The sequence below is a fragment of the Pseudomonas fakonensis genome (genome assembly GCF_019139895.1).
Classification (GTDB): Bacteria; Pseudomonadota; Gammaproteobacteria; order Pseudomonadales; family Pseudomonadaceae; genus Aquipseudomonas; species Aquipseudomonas fakonensis.
Genome location: NZ_CP077076.1, coordinates 2,704,235 through 2,718,984 on the forward strand (window position 1 = coordinate 2,704,235; position 14,750 = coordinate 2,718,984).

Consider the following 14,750-nt stretch of genomic DNA (forward strand, 5'->3'; position numbering starts at 1 on the left):
GCACCACCTCTTTCACCGGTGCCGGCCGCTGTCCCCCAGCGGCCTTTTGCTTTCCTGCCAACCCTGGCGAGTCGAATCACCGGCATAGCCGGTGCCGTCCACCGCGTCGCCTGCTTCGCGGCCAAGGCCGCTCCCACGCATCGCATCAGCGCATGCGAGGCCATCGACAGTTGAATCAGGCTGGGGTCAGGCCTTCAGCTAGGAACAGCCAGGTCTCGAGCACCGAGTCCGGGTTCAGCGACACGCTCTCGATGCCCTGCTCCATCAGCCACTTGGCCAGGTCCGGGTGGTCCGACGGGCCCTGGCCGCAGATGCCGATGTACTTGCCGGCCTTGTTGCAGGCGGCAATGGCGTTGGCCAGCAGCTTCTTGACGGCCGGGTTTCGCTCATCGAACAGGTGGGCGATGATGCCCGAATCGCGGTCCAGGCCCAGGGTCAGCTGGGTCAGGTCGTTCGAACCGATCGAGAAGCCGTCGAAGTACTCGAGGAACTCTTCGGCCAGAATGGCGTTGGATGGCAGCTCGCACATCATGATCACGCGCAGGCCGTTGTCGCCACGGGCCAGGCCGTTCTCGGCGAGCAGGTCGACCACCTGGCTGGCTTCGCCCAGGGTGCGCACGAACGGCACCATGATCTCGACGTTGGTCAGGCCCATTTCGTTGCGCACGCGCTTGAGCGCACGGCACTCGAGCTCGAAGCAGTCACGGAACGACTCGCTGATGTAGCGCGAAGCACCACGGAAGCCCAGCATCGGGTTTTCTTCTTCCGGCTCGTACAGCTTGCCGCCGATCAGGTTGGCGTACTCGTTGGACTTGAAGTCCGACAGGCGCACGATGACCTTTTTCGGGTAGAAGGCCGCAGCCAGGGTGCTGATGCCCTCGACCAGCTTCTCGACGTAGAAGCCGACCGGGTCGTTGTAGCCGGCGATGCGCTTGTCGACGCTGTCCTTGAGCTCCGGCGGGAGGCCTGCGTAGTTCAGCAGCGCCTTGGGGTGCACGCCGATCATGCGGTTGATGATGAACTCCAGGCGCGCCAGGCCCACACCTTCGTTGGGCAGTTGGGCGAAGTCGAAGGCACGGTCCGGGTTACCGACGTTCATCATGATCTTGAACGGCAGGTCCGGCATGGCGTCCACCGAGTTCTGGCGGATGTCGAAGCCAAGCTCGCCTTCGAAGATGTAGCCGGTGTCGCCTTCGGCGCAGGACACCGTCACGCCCTGGCCATCCTTGAGCACCTGGGTGGCGTTGCCGCAACCGACCACGGCCGGGATGCCCAGCTCACGGGCGATGATCGCCGCGTGGCAGGTACGCCCGCCACGGTTGGTGACGATGGCGCTGGCGCGCTTCATCACCGGTTCCCAGTCCGGGTCGGTCATGTCCGACACCAGCACGTCGCCCGGCTGCACCTTGTCCATCTCGGACACATCGTTGATCACGCGGACCTTGCCGGCGCCGATGCGCTGGCCGATGGCGCGGCCTTCGACCAGCACGGTGCCCTTCTCTTTAAGCAGGTAGCGCTCCATCACATTGGCGCTGGCGCGGCTCTTCACCGTTTCAGGGCGGGCCTGAACGATGTACAGCTTGCCGTCGTCACCGTCCTTGGCCCACTCGATGTCCATCGGGCGCTGGTAGTGCTGCTCGATGATCATGGCTTGCTTGGCCAGCTCAACGACTTCGTCATCGCTCAGGCAGAAGCGCGCACGCTCGGCACGGTCGACCTCGACGGTCTTGACCGAACGACCGGCCTTGGCTTCTTCGCCATAGACCATCTTGATCGCCTTGCTGCCCAGGTTGCGGCGCAGGATGGCCGGGCGGCCGGCCTGCAAGGTGTTCTTGTGTACATAGAATTCGTCAGGGTTGACCGCACCCTGCACCACGGTTTCGCCCAGGCCGTAGGCGCCGGTGATGAACACCACATCGCGGAAGCCCGACTCGGTGTCCAGGGTGAACATCACGCCGGCGGTGCCGGTTTCGGAGCGGACCATGCGCTGCACGCCGGCCGACAGGGCGACCAGCTTGTGGTCGAAGCCCTGGTGCACGCGGTACGAGATGGCGCGGTCGTTGAACAGCGAGGCGAATACTTCCTTGGCCGCACGGATGACGTTATCGACGCCGCGGATGTTGAGGAAGGTTTCCTGCTGGCCGGCAAACGAGGCGTCCGGCAGGTCTTCGGCGGTGGCCGAGGAGCGCACGGCCACGGCCATGTTGTCGTTGCCGTTGGCCATTTCGGCGAAGGCGGTGCGGATCTCGGCGTCCAGGCGCGCCGGGAACTCGGCTTCCATGACCCACTGACGGATTTGCGCGCCGGTTTTGGCCAGGGCGTTGACGTCGTCGACATCCAGCGCGTCGAGCGCGGCGTGGATCTTGTCGTTCAGGCCGCTCTGCTCGAGGAAGTCGCGGTACGCCTGAGCCGTAGTGGCAAAGCCGCCCGGCACCGATACGCCGGCGCCGGCAAGATTACTGATCATCTCGCCCAGGGATGCGTTCTTGCCCCCCACATGCTCCACATCATGGACGCCGAGCTTATCGAGGGAAACTACGTACTCAACCACGTTTGACTCTCCGGTAATTGTTCGAGTTGCTGCATAGGGATTTCGACCATCATTGCGCTGCAGGCGCCTTGTGTCTTGGCTGCCCGAGGACCGGGTGCGGCGCCTTGCGCGCGTTCATCAGGCCCAGACAGATGATCAGGATGGCCAGCAGGCCGGTGGCGGTAATTTCAGAACGGTAAGCTTCGATGAAAAACATGCTGAGCAATGCGCCGCTGATGAACAGAATCACCGCCCAGGTCAACCACGGGAACAGCCACATGCGAAACGCCAGAGGCTTCCCGGCGGCGAGCATTTTCTTGCGCAGACACAGTTGCGAGACTGCGATCACCAGGTACACCAGCAAGGCCACCGCACCGGAGGTGGAAAGCAGGAACTTGAATACGTTTTCGGGGGCGAAGTAGTTGATAAAGGTGGCCACGACGCCAAGTACCGTGGTGCAGGCGACTGCGGCAACCGGCACCTTGGCGCGATTGATGCGCTTGAGAAAACGCGGTGCATCGCCACGTCGGGCCAGCGAGTAGAGCATCCTGGAGCCGGTGTAAACCTGCGAGTTCATGCAACTGGCGACGGCCAACAGCACCACGATGTCGATGATCAGTTTGGCGTTGGGGATGTTCATGATCTCCAGTGCGCGCTGGAACGAGCCAACCTGCGGCAGGCGTGGGTCGTTCCACGGTACGATCGACAGGATCATCACGATCGACAGCAGGTAGAACACGCAGATACGCCATACCACCGAGTTGGTGGCACGGGTGATCTGTCGGGCCGGGTTCTTCGATTCGGCGGCGGCAATGGTGACCACTTCGGCGCCAATGAAGCTGAACATGGTGGTGAGCATGGCGCCGATGATTGCGCCTACACCGTTTGGCGCAAACCCGCCGTGCAGCGCCATCAGTTGCCCCAGGCCGCTGACCTCGCGCTCGGGCAGAAGCCCCAGCAGGGCAGCCGCGCACAGCGCGATGAAGGCGATGATGGCGATGATTTTGATAAGGCCGAACCAGAACTCGAATTCGCCGTAGCGCGCGACGCTGAAGAAATTGGAGCCAGTCAGCAGCAGAATCAGCGCCGAGGCAATCGCCCAGGTGGGCACCCCGGGTACCCAGGCGTTGATGATGTTTGCCGCGGCAATGGCCTCCAGCGGGATCGCCAGCACCCAGAACCACCAATACAGCCAGCCAATGCTGAAACCCGCCCACGGCCCGATGGCGCGGTCGGCGTAAGTGGAGAACGAGCCGGTATCCGGGGAGGCGACGGCCATTTCGCCCAGCATGCGCATCACCAGCACCACCAGGGCGCCGGTGAAAATATAGGCCAGCAGCGCTGCCGGCCCGGCCTTGGCAATGGCATGCCCGGAGAAGACGAACAAGCCGGCGCCGATGACCCCGGCAATCGACAGCATGGTGACATGGCGCTGCTTCAGGCCAGGTGCAAGTGATGAATTGGACATGGAAGAACTCGATAATTGTTTTTGGAACGTTCTGATCCGTATAACCCGGCGCCCCTGCGCCGTGCGCAGCTGGGGCGCCAACGTGCGGGCCTATTGCTGGAAAGGGCACTCGGCGGCGAGCGAGAGTGCGCTTCGGTCATGTCCCAGCAGTTCGCACAGCGCATCGACAATGATCTGGTGATCCTGGCGGTCAGGTAGCCCGGAAACCGTCACGCTGCCGATCACTCCGGCGCCCTTGACGCTGATCGGAAAGCCGCCACCGCAACCTGCGTATTGCGCCGGGTCAAGGTGGTAGCGCTGGGTGATGTCCTGACCCTCCAGGGCCAGTTGGCAACGCAGCCGGTAGGAGCTGCGTAGAAAACGCTCCACGGTGCGTTGCTTGCGGGATACCCATGCATGGTTGTCGGAGGTAACCCCTGGCCTGGCTGCAAAAAACAACGGGCGGTCAAACCTGCGTACGGCGATGACCAATGGCCATGACTCTGTTGCGGCCTGGTCGTACAGGTAGGCGCCCAGTTGCCAGGCGGCCGCTTCATCGAAGCGTGTGTACTGCAGCGTTTCTTCTTGGCGAACCACTAGCGCCAGCTCGTCGGTAAGGCTCATCCGGTTCTCCTTGGGGCAGCACTTGATCGCCCCCGCATCAATAGTCTTCGACAGCTTGAGGCGATTTATGGGTGAGTTAAATCCATTTTTTCTCACGCTTAGATGCTTTTTTTTATTCGCTAAACCTCGTGCCCATTGAGGTGATCTCGATCGATTATTTTCATCGCGCCTACCTGTTGACAGTGTTCAGCTTGAATCTTAACTTGGATGCAGCCATGCACACAAAATCGCATGCATCACCACGTCGTACCTTCCTGCCAACAAAAATGACTATCAGTGAGGTTGCAAATGGTTCTCTCTCTCCCGTCTACGCTGAAAACCCTGCTGCTTGGCGCTTGCTTTGGCAGTGCCATGCTGGCTCAGTCTGCGGCGCAGGCCGCTGAAACCTCGATGTGGCAGGACGTGCAAAAAGCCGGGGTGCTGCGCTGTGGTGCCGCAGTGGCCGCGCCGTATGTGATGCGTGATGCCAAGACCGGCGACTACAGCGGCTATTTCGTCGACCTTTGCCGGGACTTTGGCGAGAAGGTGTTGAAGGTGAAGGTGACCTTCGTCGACACCAACTGGGACAACCTGGTCGCCGGCCTGCAAAGCAGCAAGTGGGACCTGGCCATGGCATTGAACCAGACGCCTGAGCGGGCATTGGCGGTGGCGTTTACTGTCCCTGCAACCGACTACCAGGTGTCGCTGCTGGTGAACAAGAACAACCCGAAAGTCGCCCAGGTGAACGACGACATTGCCGCGCTGGACAAGCCAGAGGTCACCTTTGCGGTGATGTCAGGCACCGCGCAGGACAAAGCTATTTCTTCTGTGGTGCGCAACGGCAAGATCATGCGCTTGCCGGGCATGGATGAAGCCCGCCTGGCAGTCATGTCCAAACGTGCCGACGTACTGGTAGATGCCAATGACACCAATCACTTGTTTGCCTTGGCAAACCCGGACTGGGCGCGCGAAATCCTCCCCAAGCCGGCGCTGGCCAAACAGGGCGTTTCGTTCGGTGTGCGCCGCGACATCTCTGCCGCCGACCTGGAAGTACTGAACATCTATCTGCGCCAGCGTCGCGACACTGGCGAGATCCAGCAACTGGTCGACAAGGCCTCGGTCGAGGCTAATTCGGCGAAGTAGATCGTCCCCCCCACGGCTGTCTTCGTTTATCGCAGGCAGCCGTCGTTTTTCAAATAAAAGGAAGGTGAACACAGATGAGTGACCTGACCCGCCCCTTGGCTGGGCTGACCGTTCTGGTAACTGGCGCATCCGGCGGCATTGGCGCGGCTATCGTCGAGCAACTGGCAGCCGAAGGCGCGCTGCCGGTCATTCACTACAGTCGTGATGCCCAAGGTGCCCGGCAACTGCTTGAGCGCATTGGTGGCAACGGCTGGATCGTTCAGGGTGATCTGAGCCAGGAAACCGGCCCCGAGCAGCTGTGGCAGGTGGCGCTGGAGGCCTGTGGTGGCAGGCTTCATGGCCTGGTCAACAACGCTGGCATCCGCACCGAAATACCCCTGGAGGCAGACTCGGCGCGATGGCGCGAGGCGTGGCGACGGGAGTTTCAGGTCAACTTTTTCGCCGCAGCCGACCTGTGCCGAGAAGCGGTTGCGCATTATCGGGCCAATGGCGGCGGGCGGATCATCAACATGGCCAGCCGGGCTGCGCAGCGCGGTTATGCAGCAGACGCCTTGCCCTATGGCTCGAGCAAGGCAGCACTGATCAACCTGACCAAATCCCTCGCCCGCAGTGTGGCCGGTGAGGGTGTTGTCGCGGTAGCCATCGCCCCAGGCTGGGTACGCACCGACATGGCAGAGCAGTTCATCGCCCAGCACGGCGAGGCGGCGGCGGTGGCGGATATCCCGGTGGGTCGTATGGCCAGCCCCGCTGAAATCGCTGAACTGGTCGCATTCACCTTGCGCCCGTCGCAGGCTTCGCTAAACGGGGCGACGCTGGACGTCAATGGTGGCAGTTACCTGCGCTGAGGCCTTTTGCGCGGCATCGCTGGCGCTTCGGCAACCCGGGTAACGGGGCGCGGGGGGCGCAGCGAGCGCAAGGCTGACAGTAACCTGCTCAGCACCGCGCCGAACGTTGCAGGCAGATGCCTTTGCCTTTGTAGGTTTTGATCTCGAAAGACGACTTCAGGTGGGTCAAAACGCTGCGCAGGTAGTGCACTTGCACTTCGATGATCTTGGTCCCCGGGTCGAAGTCATAACCCCAGATCTCTTTATAAATGGCCCTGCGGCTGACGATTTGCCCGCTGTGTTGAACAAGCAGGTGAAGCAGGCGCGAAGGGGTCGGTTTCAGCGTGCGCGATACCCCGTTGCAGAAGAGCTCGGCTTTTGTCGTATCAACCCACAGTGCTTCATCTGCGCCGGGTAGTGCTGCCGATTGTTTATTCTCGTACCCCATGGTGCTCGCATCCAAACCGGCTTTTTCCCCGAAGATGCGGCAACTTTATACTGCATGCATTGCTGTGTACACATGTACCGTTCGGGGAGTTTCAAGGCGGTAGCCCATCATGCTGGCCGGCTCCGAGACCTTGCTTGGCGAGGGTGATACAGCAGGTGTACGGCGTACTGCGGCGCTTCGAATGGCAATCGATGAGCCCGTAGCCCTATAGCACCTACCAGCCTTCCAGCCGCAAGGTTGCGCGCACCAGCCGTTGCTCTTCGTTCTCCAGCTCCTTCAACCGCTCGCTGATATCCAGAATATGCGTGCGTGCGGCCTTTTCTGCTGCTTGCGGCTGGCGCTGGAGAATGGCGCGGTACAGTTTGCTGTGGTGCTTGTCGAGCACATGCAGCTGCTCGGGGCGGTGGTACAGGTTGTTCACTGCGGCAAACACCGAACTGAGCATGAGGTCGGTGAGCGAGCGCAGGGTATGCACCAGCACCGGGTTGTGCGACGCCTCGCAAATGGCCAGGTGGAAGCTGTGGTCGAGTCGCGCATGCTCTTGCGAACTCAGCCCCTCGGGCGCGGCGTGGGCCTTGAGCATTTCTTCGTAGCGGCGGGTGATCAGCACAAGGTCTGCCTGGGTGCCGCGCACCGCGGCCAAGCGTGCCGACTCACCCTCGAGCAGTGCGCGTACCTCCAGCAGGTCATACAAGGTCCTGGGTTGGGCGCTGAACAGGTGCATCAGCGGGGTCTGGTTGTGTTGTGTGAGGTCGGCCACGTAGGAGCCTTTGCCCTGGTGCGTGTCGATGATCCCGCGGCCCCGCAGAATGCGCAGCCCTTCGCGCAGTACCGAGCGCGAGACCTGCAGCCGGTCACACAGGTTTCGTTCGGACGGAAGCAACTGGCCGGGCTTGAGCACGCTGTCGACGATAAGTTGCTCGATCTGTTCGGCGACCTTGTCGGCAATGTGCTGGGGGAGTGGCTGGCCCACTGTCGAACTCCTTACTGGTATGACCAGTTGTAGTGCGCATGAAATTCTAATTTGAAAGCCCCATGAAACCAGCTTTCATGGGGCTTTCAAAGGGTTTGCCCGGTGGCCCTTCAAAAAAACTGGTAGGACCAGTGTTGTTAGCGCTGGACGGCCTGCGGCGAAGTGTTAATGATCGGGTTCAAGGGCTGGTTGCAAGGCCCGTACAACAACAAAAAACGAGACCGGCCATGACTATCCTTTACGACGAGCGCGTCGACGGTGAGTTGCCGCGCGTTCCCAAACAGCAGGTGCTCCAGGCGTTGGCACGCGACGTGCCGGGCCTCACCGTGCTGCACACCGAGGAAGACCTGCGCCCTTACGAGTGCGACGGCCTTTCTGCCTACCGCACAACCCCCATGCTGGTGGTGCTGCCTGAGCAGCTGGTGCAAGTCCAGGCCATCCTCAAGGTTTGCCATGCGCTGGGTGTGCCGGTGGTGGCCCGCGGCGCGGGCACAGGCCTGTCGGGTGGCGCGCTGCCATTGGAGCAGGGCGTGCTGCTGGTGATGGCGCGCTTCAACCGTATTCTCGAGGTCAACCCGGCGCAGCGTTACGCCCGGGTGCAGCCCGGCGTGCGCAACCTGGCCATCTCCCAGGCGGCGGCGCCTTATGGGCTGTACTACGCGCCCGATCCTTCTTCGCAGATCGCCTGCTCCATTGGCGGCAACGTGGCAGAGAACGCCGGCGGCGTGCACTGCCTCAAATACGGCCTTACGGTGCACAACCTGCTCAAGGTTGAAATTCTCACCGTCGAGGGTGAACCGCTGACCCTGGGGGCCGATGCACTGGATTGCCCGGGTTTCGACCTGCTGGCGTTGTTCACAGGTTCCGAAGGCATGTTGGGGATCGTCACCGAGGTAACCGTCAAACTGCTGCCCAAACCGCAGGTGGCCAAGGTGCTGCTGGCGGCCTTCGACTCGGTGGAGAAAGCCGGCGCCGCTGTTGCCGACATCATAGCTGCCGGGGTGATCCCCGGCGGGCTTGAGATGATGGACAACCTGGCCATTCGCGCCGCCGAAGACTTCATCCATGCCGGTTACCCCGTGGACGCCGAGGCGATTTTGCTGTGCGAGCTGGACGGGGTAGAGGCCGATGTGCACGACGACTGCGAGCGGGTGGAGAACGTGCTGCGCGCTGCGGGCGCTACCGAACTGCGCCTGGCCCGCGACGAGGCCGAGCGCACACGCTTTTGGGCCGGGCGCAAGAATGCCTTCCCGGCCGTAGGGCGCATCAGTGCCGATTACTACTGCATGGACGGCACCATTCCGCGCCGCGCGCTACCCGGCGTGCTGCGCGGCATTGCCGAGCTGTCAGCCGAGTACGGCCTGCGTGTCGCCAACGTGTTCCATGCCGGCGACGGCAATATGCACCCGTTGATCCTGTTCGATGCCAACGTTCCCGGCGAGCTGGAGCGTGCCGAGCAAGTGGGCGGGAAAATCCTCGAACTGTGCGTGGCGGTGGGCGGCAGCATCACCGGCGAGCACGGGGTAGGGCGCGAGAAGATCAACCAGATGTGCGCGCAGTTCAACAGCGATGAGCTGACCTGCTTCCACGCCATCAAGGCGGCCTTCGACCCACGCCGCCTGCTCAACCCTGGCAAGAACATCCCGACCCTGCACCGCTGCGCCGAGTTCGGCAGCATGCACATTCACCATGGGCAACTGCCTTTCCCTGAGCTGGAGCGCTTTTGATGGCTGACAACAGTGCACAACTGCTGGACCAGGTGCAGGGCGCCCTTGCCGCTGGTACACCGCTGTTCATTCACGGTGGGCAGAGCAAACTGCACCTGGGGCGTAAGGTTCAGGGGCAGCCCCTGGATACCCGCAGCCACCAGGGCGTGGTGAGTTACGACCCTACCGAGCTGATCATCACCGTGCGCGCCGGCACGCCCTTGCATGAACTGGAGGCGGTGTTGGCCGAGCAGGGCCAGTGCCTGCCCTGTGAGCCGCCGCACCTGGGCGCAAGCGCGACGGTCGGCGGCATGCTCGCCACCGGCCTGGCCGGCCCGCGCAGGCCCTGGGCCGGTTCGGTACGTGACTTCGTCCTGGGCACCCGCTTGATCACCGGCCACGGCAAGCACCTGAAGTTTGGCGCCGAAGTGATGAAGAACGTGGCGGGTTACGACGTATCGCGCTTGCTGGCAGGCAGCCATGGCTGCCTGGGGGTGATCACCGAAGTGAGCCTGAAAGTGCTGCCCAAGGCCCGGGCGGTGGCCAACCTGCGCCTGCAGGTTGACCTTGCAGAGGCTTTGCAGCGCTTGGCCGAGTGGGGCCAGCAGCCGCTGCCGATCAGCGCGGCCTGCCACGATGGCGAGGCCCTGCACCTGCGCCTTGAAGGCGGTGAAGGCTCGGTGGCCGCTGCTCGCGACCGGTTGGGCTGCGAAACCGTAGAGCCCGGTTTTTGGGAGGCGCTGAAAGAACAGCGTGCCCCGTTCTTTCAGGATGCACGGCCGCTTTGGCGCCTGTCGCTGCCTTTGGCGGCTGGCGACCTGAACCTTGTGGGTGAGCAATGGGCCGACTGGGGCGGTGCCCAGCGCTGGCTGAAAACCGATGCCAGCGCCGAGCAGGTGCGGGCCATGGCGGCTGGCGCCGGCGGCCATGCCGTTTGCTACAGCGGCCAGCACGCCCCCTTTCACCCGCTGCCTGCTGCGTTACTGCGCTACCACCAACAACTCAAGGCCAGCCTGGACCCACAAGGCATTTTCAACCCCGGCCGGATGTACGCGGAGCTCTGACCCATGCAAACCCGACTCAGTGACCAGGCCCGCGCCCTGGCGCGTGGCGCCGAAGCCGAAAAAGTACTGCGCAGCTGTGTGCATTGCGGTTTTTGCAATGCCACCTGCCCAACCTACCAACTGCTGGGCGACGAGCTTGACGGCCCGCGTGGGCGCATTTACCTGATCAAGCAGGTGCTTGAAGGCCAGGCGCCTACCGAACGCACCCGCGAACACCTGGACCGCTGCCTGACCTGCCGCAACTGCGAAACCACCTGCCCCTCGGGTGTGCAGTACCACAACCTGCTGGATATCGGCCGGGCGGTGGTGGAGGAGGCGGTGCCGCGCTCGCACGGTGAGCGCGCGTTGCGCGGGGCGTTGAGGGCGGTGTTACCCACCCCGGCGCTGTTCCACACGCTGCTCAAAACCGGCCAGGCGCTGCGCCCGCTGCTGCCGCAAGCCCTGAAAAACAAAGTGCCCGGCCAGGTCGCGCCGGCGGGCATTCGCCCAGCGCCGCGCTTCGCTCGCCGGGTGATCCTGCTGGAGGGCTGCGTACAACCCACGCTGTCGCCCAATACCAACAACGCCACGGCGCGGGTGCTCGACCGGCTGGGTATCAGCTGCGTAACCGCTAAAGAAGCCGGCTGCTGCGGCGCTGTTGACTACCACCTCAATGCCCAGGAAAAAGGCCTGCAGCGCGCCCGGCGCAATATCGATGCCTGGTGGCCGCACGTGTCGGCAGGGGCCGAAGCCATTGTGCTCACTGCCAGCGGCTGCGGTGCGTTCGTCAAGGATTACGGCCACTTGCTGGCGGATGATCCGGCCTACGCCGGCAAAGCCAAACGCATCAGCGAGCTGGCGTGCGACCTGGTTGAAGTCATGGCCAAGACGGAGCTCGAGGCCCTGGGCATCGCCACCAACCTGAAGCTGGCCTTCCATTGCCCCTGCACCTTGCAGCACGCCCAGCGCTTGGGTGGAGCAGTGGAGGGCGTGCTCACCCGGCTGGGTTTTCACCTCACGGCGGTGCCCGATGCCCACCTGTGTTGCGGCTCGGCCGGCACTTACGCCATCACCCAACCTGAGCTGTCGCGCCAGTTGCGCGACAACAAACTCAACGCCCTGGAAAGCGGCGCACCCCAGGTGATCGCCACGGCCAACATCGGCTGCCAAAGCCACCTGGGCGGTGCCGGGCGCACCCCGGTGCGGCACTGGATCGAAATCGTAGACGAAGCGCTGGGCAACCCCGCTCAACGTGCCACTGGTTCCTGACCTTGGAGACATGATGAACAGCAAACCGGTATTGGGCCTGCAAGAGGCCACCCAGATTCTGCACGCCGCCGAAGCCGAAGCTGCGGCCAACCAGTGGGCCGTCGCCATTGCCGTGGTTGACGATGGCGGCCACCCGATCGCACTGCAGCGCGTTGATGCCTGCGCCCCCATCGGTGCCTACATCGCTGTAGAAAAAGCCCGCACCGCAGCGCTCGGCCGGCGCGAATCCAAGGCCTATGAAGACATGGTCAATGGCGGGCGCAGTGCGTTTTTGTCGGCGCCGCTGTTGACCTCGCTGGAGGGCGGTGTGCCGCTGATCATCAATGGCCAGGTGGTCGGTGCCGTGGGGGTGTCCGGGGTAAAAGCCGATCAGGACGCCCAGATCGCCCGCGCTGGCGCTACCGCACTCGTTTGACAGTCAAGAGGAACGGCTCATGACCCTACGCACCCAACGCCAGCGCCTGCAAGTTGCCCCGGTACTGGTGGATTTTCTGGAAACCGAAGCGCTGCCCGGCAGCGGTATCGATAGCGACGCCTTCTGGGCCGGCTTTGACGCCCTGGTGCACGACCTGGCCCCGAAAAACCGCCAGCTGCTGGCCACCCGTGAGCAGTTGCAAGGGCAACTCGACGCCTGGCACAAAGCCAACCCCGGGCCGATCACCGATATGCCGGGTTACCAGGCATTCTTGCGTGACATTGGCTATCTGGTCGAAGACCCATCAGCAGTCAAGATCAGCACCGCCAACGTTGACCAGGAGCTGGCCAGCCAAGCCGGGCCGCAGCTGGTGGTACCGATGTCCAACGCCCGCTATGCGCTGAACGCCGCCAATGCGCGCTGGGGCTCATTGTATGACGCCCTCTACGGCACCGATGCGATCAGCAGCGACGGCGGCGCCGAAGCCGGTAGCCAGTACAACCCGGAGCGCGGCGCCAAGGTGGTCGCATTCGCCAAGCAGTTGCTCGACCAGGTGGCACCGCTGAGCAACGGCTCCCATGCCGATGCCATCGGCTACCAGGTGGTTGACGGCCAACTGCAGGTCGAGCTGGCCGCTGGCGCCAGGGCCGCGCTGGCTACCCCGGCCTTGTTCGTGGGCTACCAAGGGGCTGCTGATGCGCCCAAGGCGGTCTTGCTCAAGCACCATGGGTTGCACCTGGAGATCCAGGTTGACCGCCAAAGCGCCATCGGCAAAGCCGACCCCGCAGGCGTTGAAGACCTGCTGCTGGAGGCGGCGCTGAGCACCATTCTTGACTGTGAAGACTCGGTCGCCGCCGTGGATGCCGCCGACAAGGTGCAGGTGTACCGAAACTGGCTGGGCCTGATGCGAGGCGACCTGGAGGAGGTGGTGTACAAAAGCGGCCGTGCGTTTACCCGCCGCCTCAACCCTGATCGCGAGTACCTGGCCGGTGATGGCCAGGCCTTCAGCCTGCCTGGGCGCTCGCTGATGTTCGTGCGCAACGTCGGCCACCTGATGACCAACCCTGCGGTACTGGATGAACAGGGCCAGGAAATCCCGGAGGGTATTCTCGATGCCGTGGTGACCACACTGGCCTCGTTGCGTGACCTGGGCACCGGGCGTAACTCGCGCCTGGGGTCGATGTACATCGTCAAACCAAAAATGCACGGCCCCGCCGAAGTGGCCTTTGCCAACGAACTGTTTGGCCGCGTGGAGCTGTTGCTGAAGCTACCGCTGAACACCCTGAAAATGGGCATCATGGATGAAGAGCGGCGCACCAGCGTCAACTTGCGCGCGTGCATCGCACAAGCCCAGGCGCGGGTAGCCTTCATCAACACCGGGTTCCTGGACCGCACAGGCGATGAGATCCACACCGCCATGCACGCCGGCCCGATGTTGCGCAAGGGCGATATGAAGCGCACGCCGTGGATCGATGCCTATGAGCGCAACAACGTACTGGTGGGCCTGGCTTGCGGGCTGAGTGGGCGAGCGCAGATCGGCAAAGGCATGTGGGCGATGCCCGACATGATGGCCGCCATGCTGGAGCAAAAAATTGCCCACCCACGTGCCGGTGCCAATACGGCCTGGGTGCCTTCGCCTACTGCGGCCACCTTGCATGCGCTGCATTACCACCAGGTGGATGTAAAAGCCGTACAGGCGCAGTTGGCAGAGACCGATCTGGCCAGCCAGCGCGACGCGTTGCTGGAAGGGTTGCTCAGCGTGCCGGTGGCGGAAGCTGGCTGGAGCGCTGAGCAGATTGCAGAAGAGCTCGATAACAATGCGCAAGGCCTGTTGGGGTATGTGGTGCGCTGGGTCGAGCAGGGTGTGGGCTGCTCCAAGGTGCCGGACATTCATGATGTGGGCCTGATGGAAGACCGCGCCACGTTGCGGATTTCCAGCCAGCACATGGCCAACTGGCTGCATCATGGGGTGGCGAGCGAGCAGCAGGTGATGGCAACCCTCAAGCGCATGGCCGCGGTGGTGGACCAGCAGAACGCCGATGATGCGGCCTACACGCCAATGGCAGCCGATTTTGAAGCCTCGACGGCGTTCGAGGCTGCGTGCGCGTTGGTGTTCAAAGGGCTTGCCCAGCCGGCTGGGTACACCGAGCCTTTACTTCATCGGTACCGCTTGATGTACAAAAAACGGCACCCCTTGGGCTGAAGGGGGGGCAATGAACGTGGGGCGTCAGCGCCAGGTTGACGCTCTGCAGCCTGTTCATTCGCGGTTTGGTCAAGTTGCCGGCCGTCCGGGGCTACAAGAGTGTTACGCCACTCGCTTTCATTTACCCGTTCTATCTGCCACCGAGT

The 14,750-nt window shown here is 63.0% G+C and carries 12 protein-coding genes; 7 read left to right on the plus strand and 5 right to left on the minus strand.

Going from position 1 to position 14,750, the window contains the following annotated elements; translation table 11 throughout:
* Positions 1-175: 175 nt before the first annotated feature.
* The 3 genes from ppsA to KSS94_RS12195 all read right to left on the minus strand — a co-directional run bounded on the left by ppsA (position 176) and on the right by KSS94_RS12195 (position 4,601).
* Entirely contained in the window at positions 176-2,551 is a 2,376-nt protein-coding gene (gene ppsA / locus KSS94_RS12185) for a phosphoenolpyruvate synthase (protein ID WP_217843220.1), read from the minus strand.
* A gap of 49 nt (positions 2,552-2,600) precedes the next feature.
* Positions 2,601-3,998: a GABA permease gene (gene gabP, locus KSS94_RS12190; RefSeq protein WP_217843221.1), complete on the minus strand. Its 1,398-nt coding sequence runs from the start codon at positions 3,996-3,998 to the stop codon at positions 2,601-2,603.
* A 90-nt stretch (positions 3,999-4,088) separates the two neighbouring features.
* Positions 4,089-4,601 carry a heme-degrading domain-containing protein gene (locus KSS94_RS12195; protein ID WP_217843222.1) on the minus strand — a complete coding sequence of 171 codons (513 nt, stop codon included), beginning with the start codon at positions 4,599-4,601 and terminating at the stop codon, positions 4,089-4,091.
* A gap of 288 nt (positions 4,602-4,889) precedes the next feature.
* Between KSS94_RS12195 and KSS94_RS12200 the strand changes: the two genes are divergently transcribed.
* Together KSS94_RS12200 and KSS94_RS12205 are read left to right on the plus strand one after the other, a co-directional pair.
* Positions 4,890-5,723: a transporter substrate-binding domain-containing protein gene (locus KSS94_RS12200; RefSeq protein ID WP_217843223.1), complete on the plus strand. Its 834-nt coding sequence runs from the start codon at positions 4,890-4,892 to the stop codon at positions 5,721-5,723.
* A 74-nt stretch (positions 5,724-5,797) separates the two neighbouring features.
* On the plus strand, positions 5,798-6,568 hold the full coding sequence (locus KSS94_RS12205) for an SDR family NAD(P)-dependent oxidoreductase (RefSeq protein ID WP_217843224.1): 771 nt from the start codon (positions 5,798-5,800) through the stop codon (positions 6,566-6,568).
* Positions 6,569-6,656: 88 nt separating this feature from the next.
* Here KSS94_RS12205 and KSS94_RS12210 read toward each other — a convergent pair whose 3' ends face one another.
* Positions 6,657-7,010 carry a winged helix-turn-helix domain-containing protein gene (locus KSS94_RS12210; protein ID WP_217843225.1) on the minus strand — a complete coding sequence of 118 codons (354 nt, stop codon included), beginning with the start codon at positions 7,008-7,010 and terminating at the stop codon, positions 6,657-6,659.
* A 199-nt stretch (positions 7,011-7,209) separates the two neighbouring features.
* Positions 7,210-7,968: a transcriptional regulator GlcC gene (gene glcC, locus KSS94_RS12215; RefSeq protein WP_217843226.1), complete on the minus strand. Its 759-nt coding sequence runs from the start codon at positions 7,966-7,968 to the stop codon at positions 7,210-7,212.
* Between the two features lie 227 nt (positions 7,969-8,195).
* Between glcC and glcD the strand changes: the two genes are divergently transcribed.
* From glcD to KSS94_RS12240, 5 genes are read left to right on the plus strand one after another with little or no spacing between them, the layout of a single operon-like run.
* Positions 8,196-9,695, plus strand: a complete 1,500-nt coding sequence (gene glcD / locus KSS94_RS12220; RefSeq protein WP_217843227.1) for a glycolate oxidase subunit GlcD — start codon at positions 8,196-8,198, stop codon at positions 9,693-9,695.
* The gene (glcE, locus tag KSS94_RS12225; protein ID WP_217843228.1) at positions 9,695-10,738 is read left to right on the plus strand and encodes a glycolate oxidase subunit GlcE; all 1,044 of its coding nucleotides are present in this window, start codon (positions 9,695-9,697) and stop codon (positions 10,736-10,738) included. Before glcD ends, glcE begins: the two co-directional genes overlap by 1 nt.
* Before the next feature lie 3 nt (positions 10,739-10,741).
* On the plus strand, positions 10,742-11,986 hold the full coding sequence (gene glcF, locus KSS94_RS12230; RefSeq protein ID WP_217843229.1) for a glycolate oxidase subunit GlcF: 1,245 nt from the start codon (positions 10,742-10,744) through the stop codon (positions 11,984-11,986).
* Between the two features lie 13 nt (positions 11,987-11,999).
* Positions 12,000-12,401, plus strand: coding sequence for a heme-binding protein (locus KSS94_RS12235; protein ID WP_217843578.1), 402 nt, complete (start codon positions 12,000-12,002; stop codon positions 12,399-12,401).
* Positions 12,402-12,420: 19 nt separating this feature from the next.
* Positions 12,421-14,604, plus strand: a complete 2,184-nt coding sequence (locus KSS94_RS12240; RefSeq protein ID WP_217843230.1) for a malate synthase G — start codon at positions 12,421-12,423, stop codon at positions 14,602-14,604.
* The last annotated feature ends 146 nt before the right edge of the window (positions 14,605-14,750 follow it).

Excerpts from the sequence above, each read along its gene's own strand:
- gabP (WP_217843221.1), bottom strand. The coding sequence starts at position 3,998 with ATGTCCAATTCATCACTTGCACCTGGCCTGAAGCAGCGCCATGTCACC.
- KSS94_RS12195 (WP_217843222.1), bottom strand. The coding sequence starts at position 4,601 with ATGAGCCTTACCGACGAGCTGGCGCTAGTGGTTCGCCAAGAAGAAACG.
- KSS94_RS12200 (WP_217843223.1), top strand. The coding sequence starts at position 4,890 with ATGGTTCTCTCTCTCCCGTCTACGCTGAAAACCCTGCTGCTTGGCGCT.
- KSS94_RS12205 (WP_217843224.1), top strand. The coding sequence starts at position 5,798 with ATGAGTGACCTGACCCGCCCCTTGGCTGGGCTGACCGTTCTGGTAACT.
- glcD (WP_217843227.1), top strand. The coding sequence starts at position 8,196 with ATGACTATCCTTTACGACGAGCGCGTCGACGGTGAGTTGCCGCGCGTT.
- glcE (WP_217843228.1), top strand. The coding sequence starts at position 9,695 with ATGGCTGACAACAGTGCACAACTGCTGGACCAGGTGCAGGGCGCCCTT.
- glcF (WP_217843229.1), top strand. The coding sequence starts at position 10,742 with ATGCAAACCCGACTCAGTGACCAGGCCCGCGCCCTGGCGCGTGGCGCC.
- KSS94_RS12235 (WP_217843578.1), top strand. The coding sequence starts at position 12,000 with ATGAACAGCAAACCGGTATTGGGCCTGCAAGAGGCCACCCAGATTCTG.
- KSS94_RS12240 (WP_217843230.1), top strand. The coding sequence starts at position 12,421 with ATGACCCTACGCACCCAACGCCAGCGCCTGCAAGTTGCCCCGGTACTG.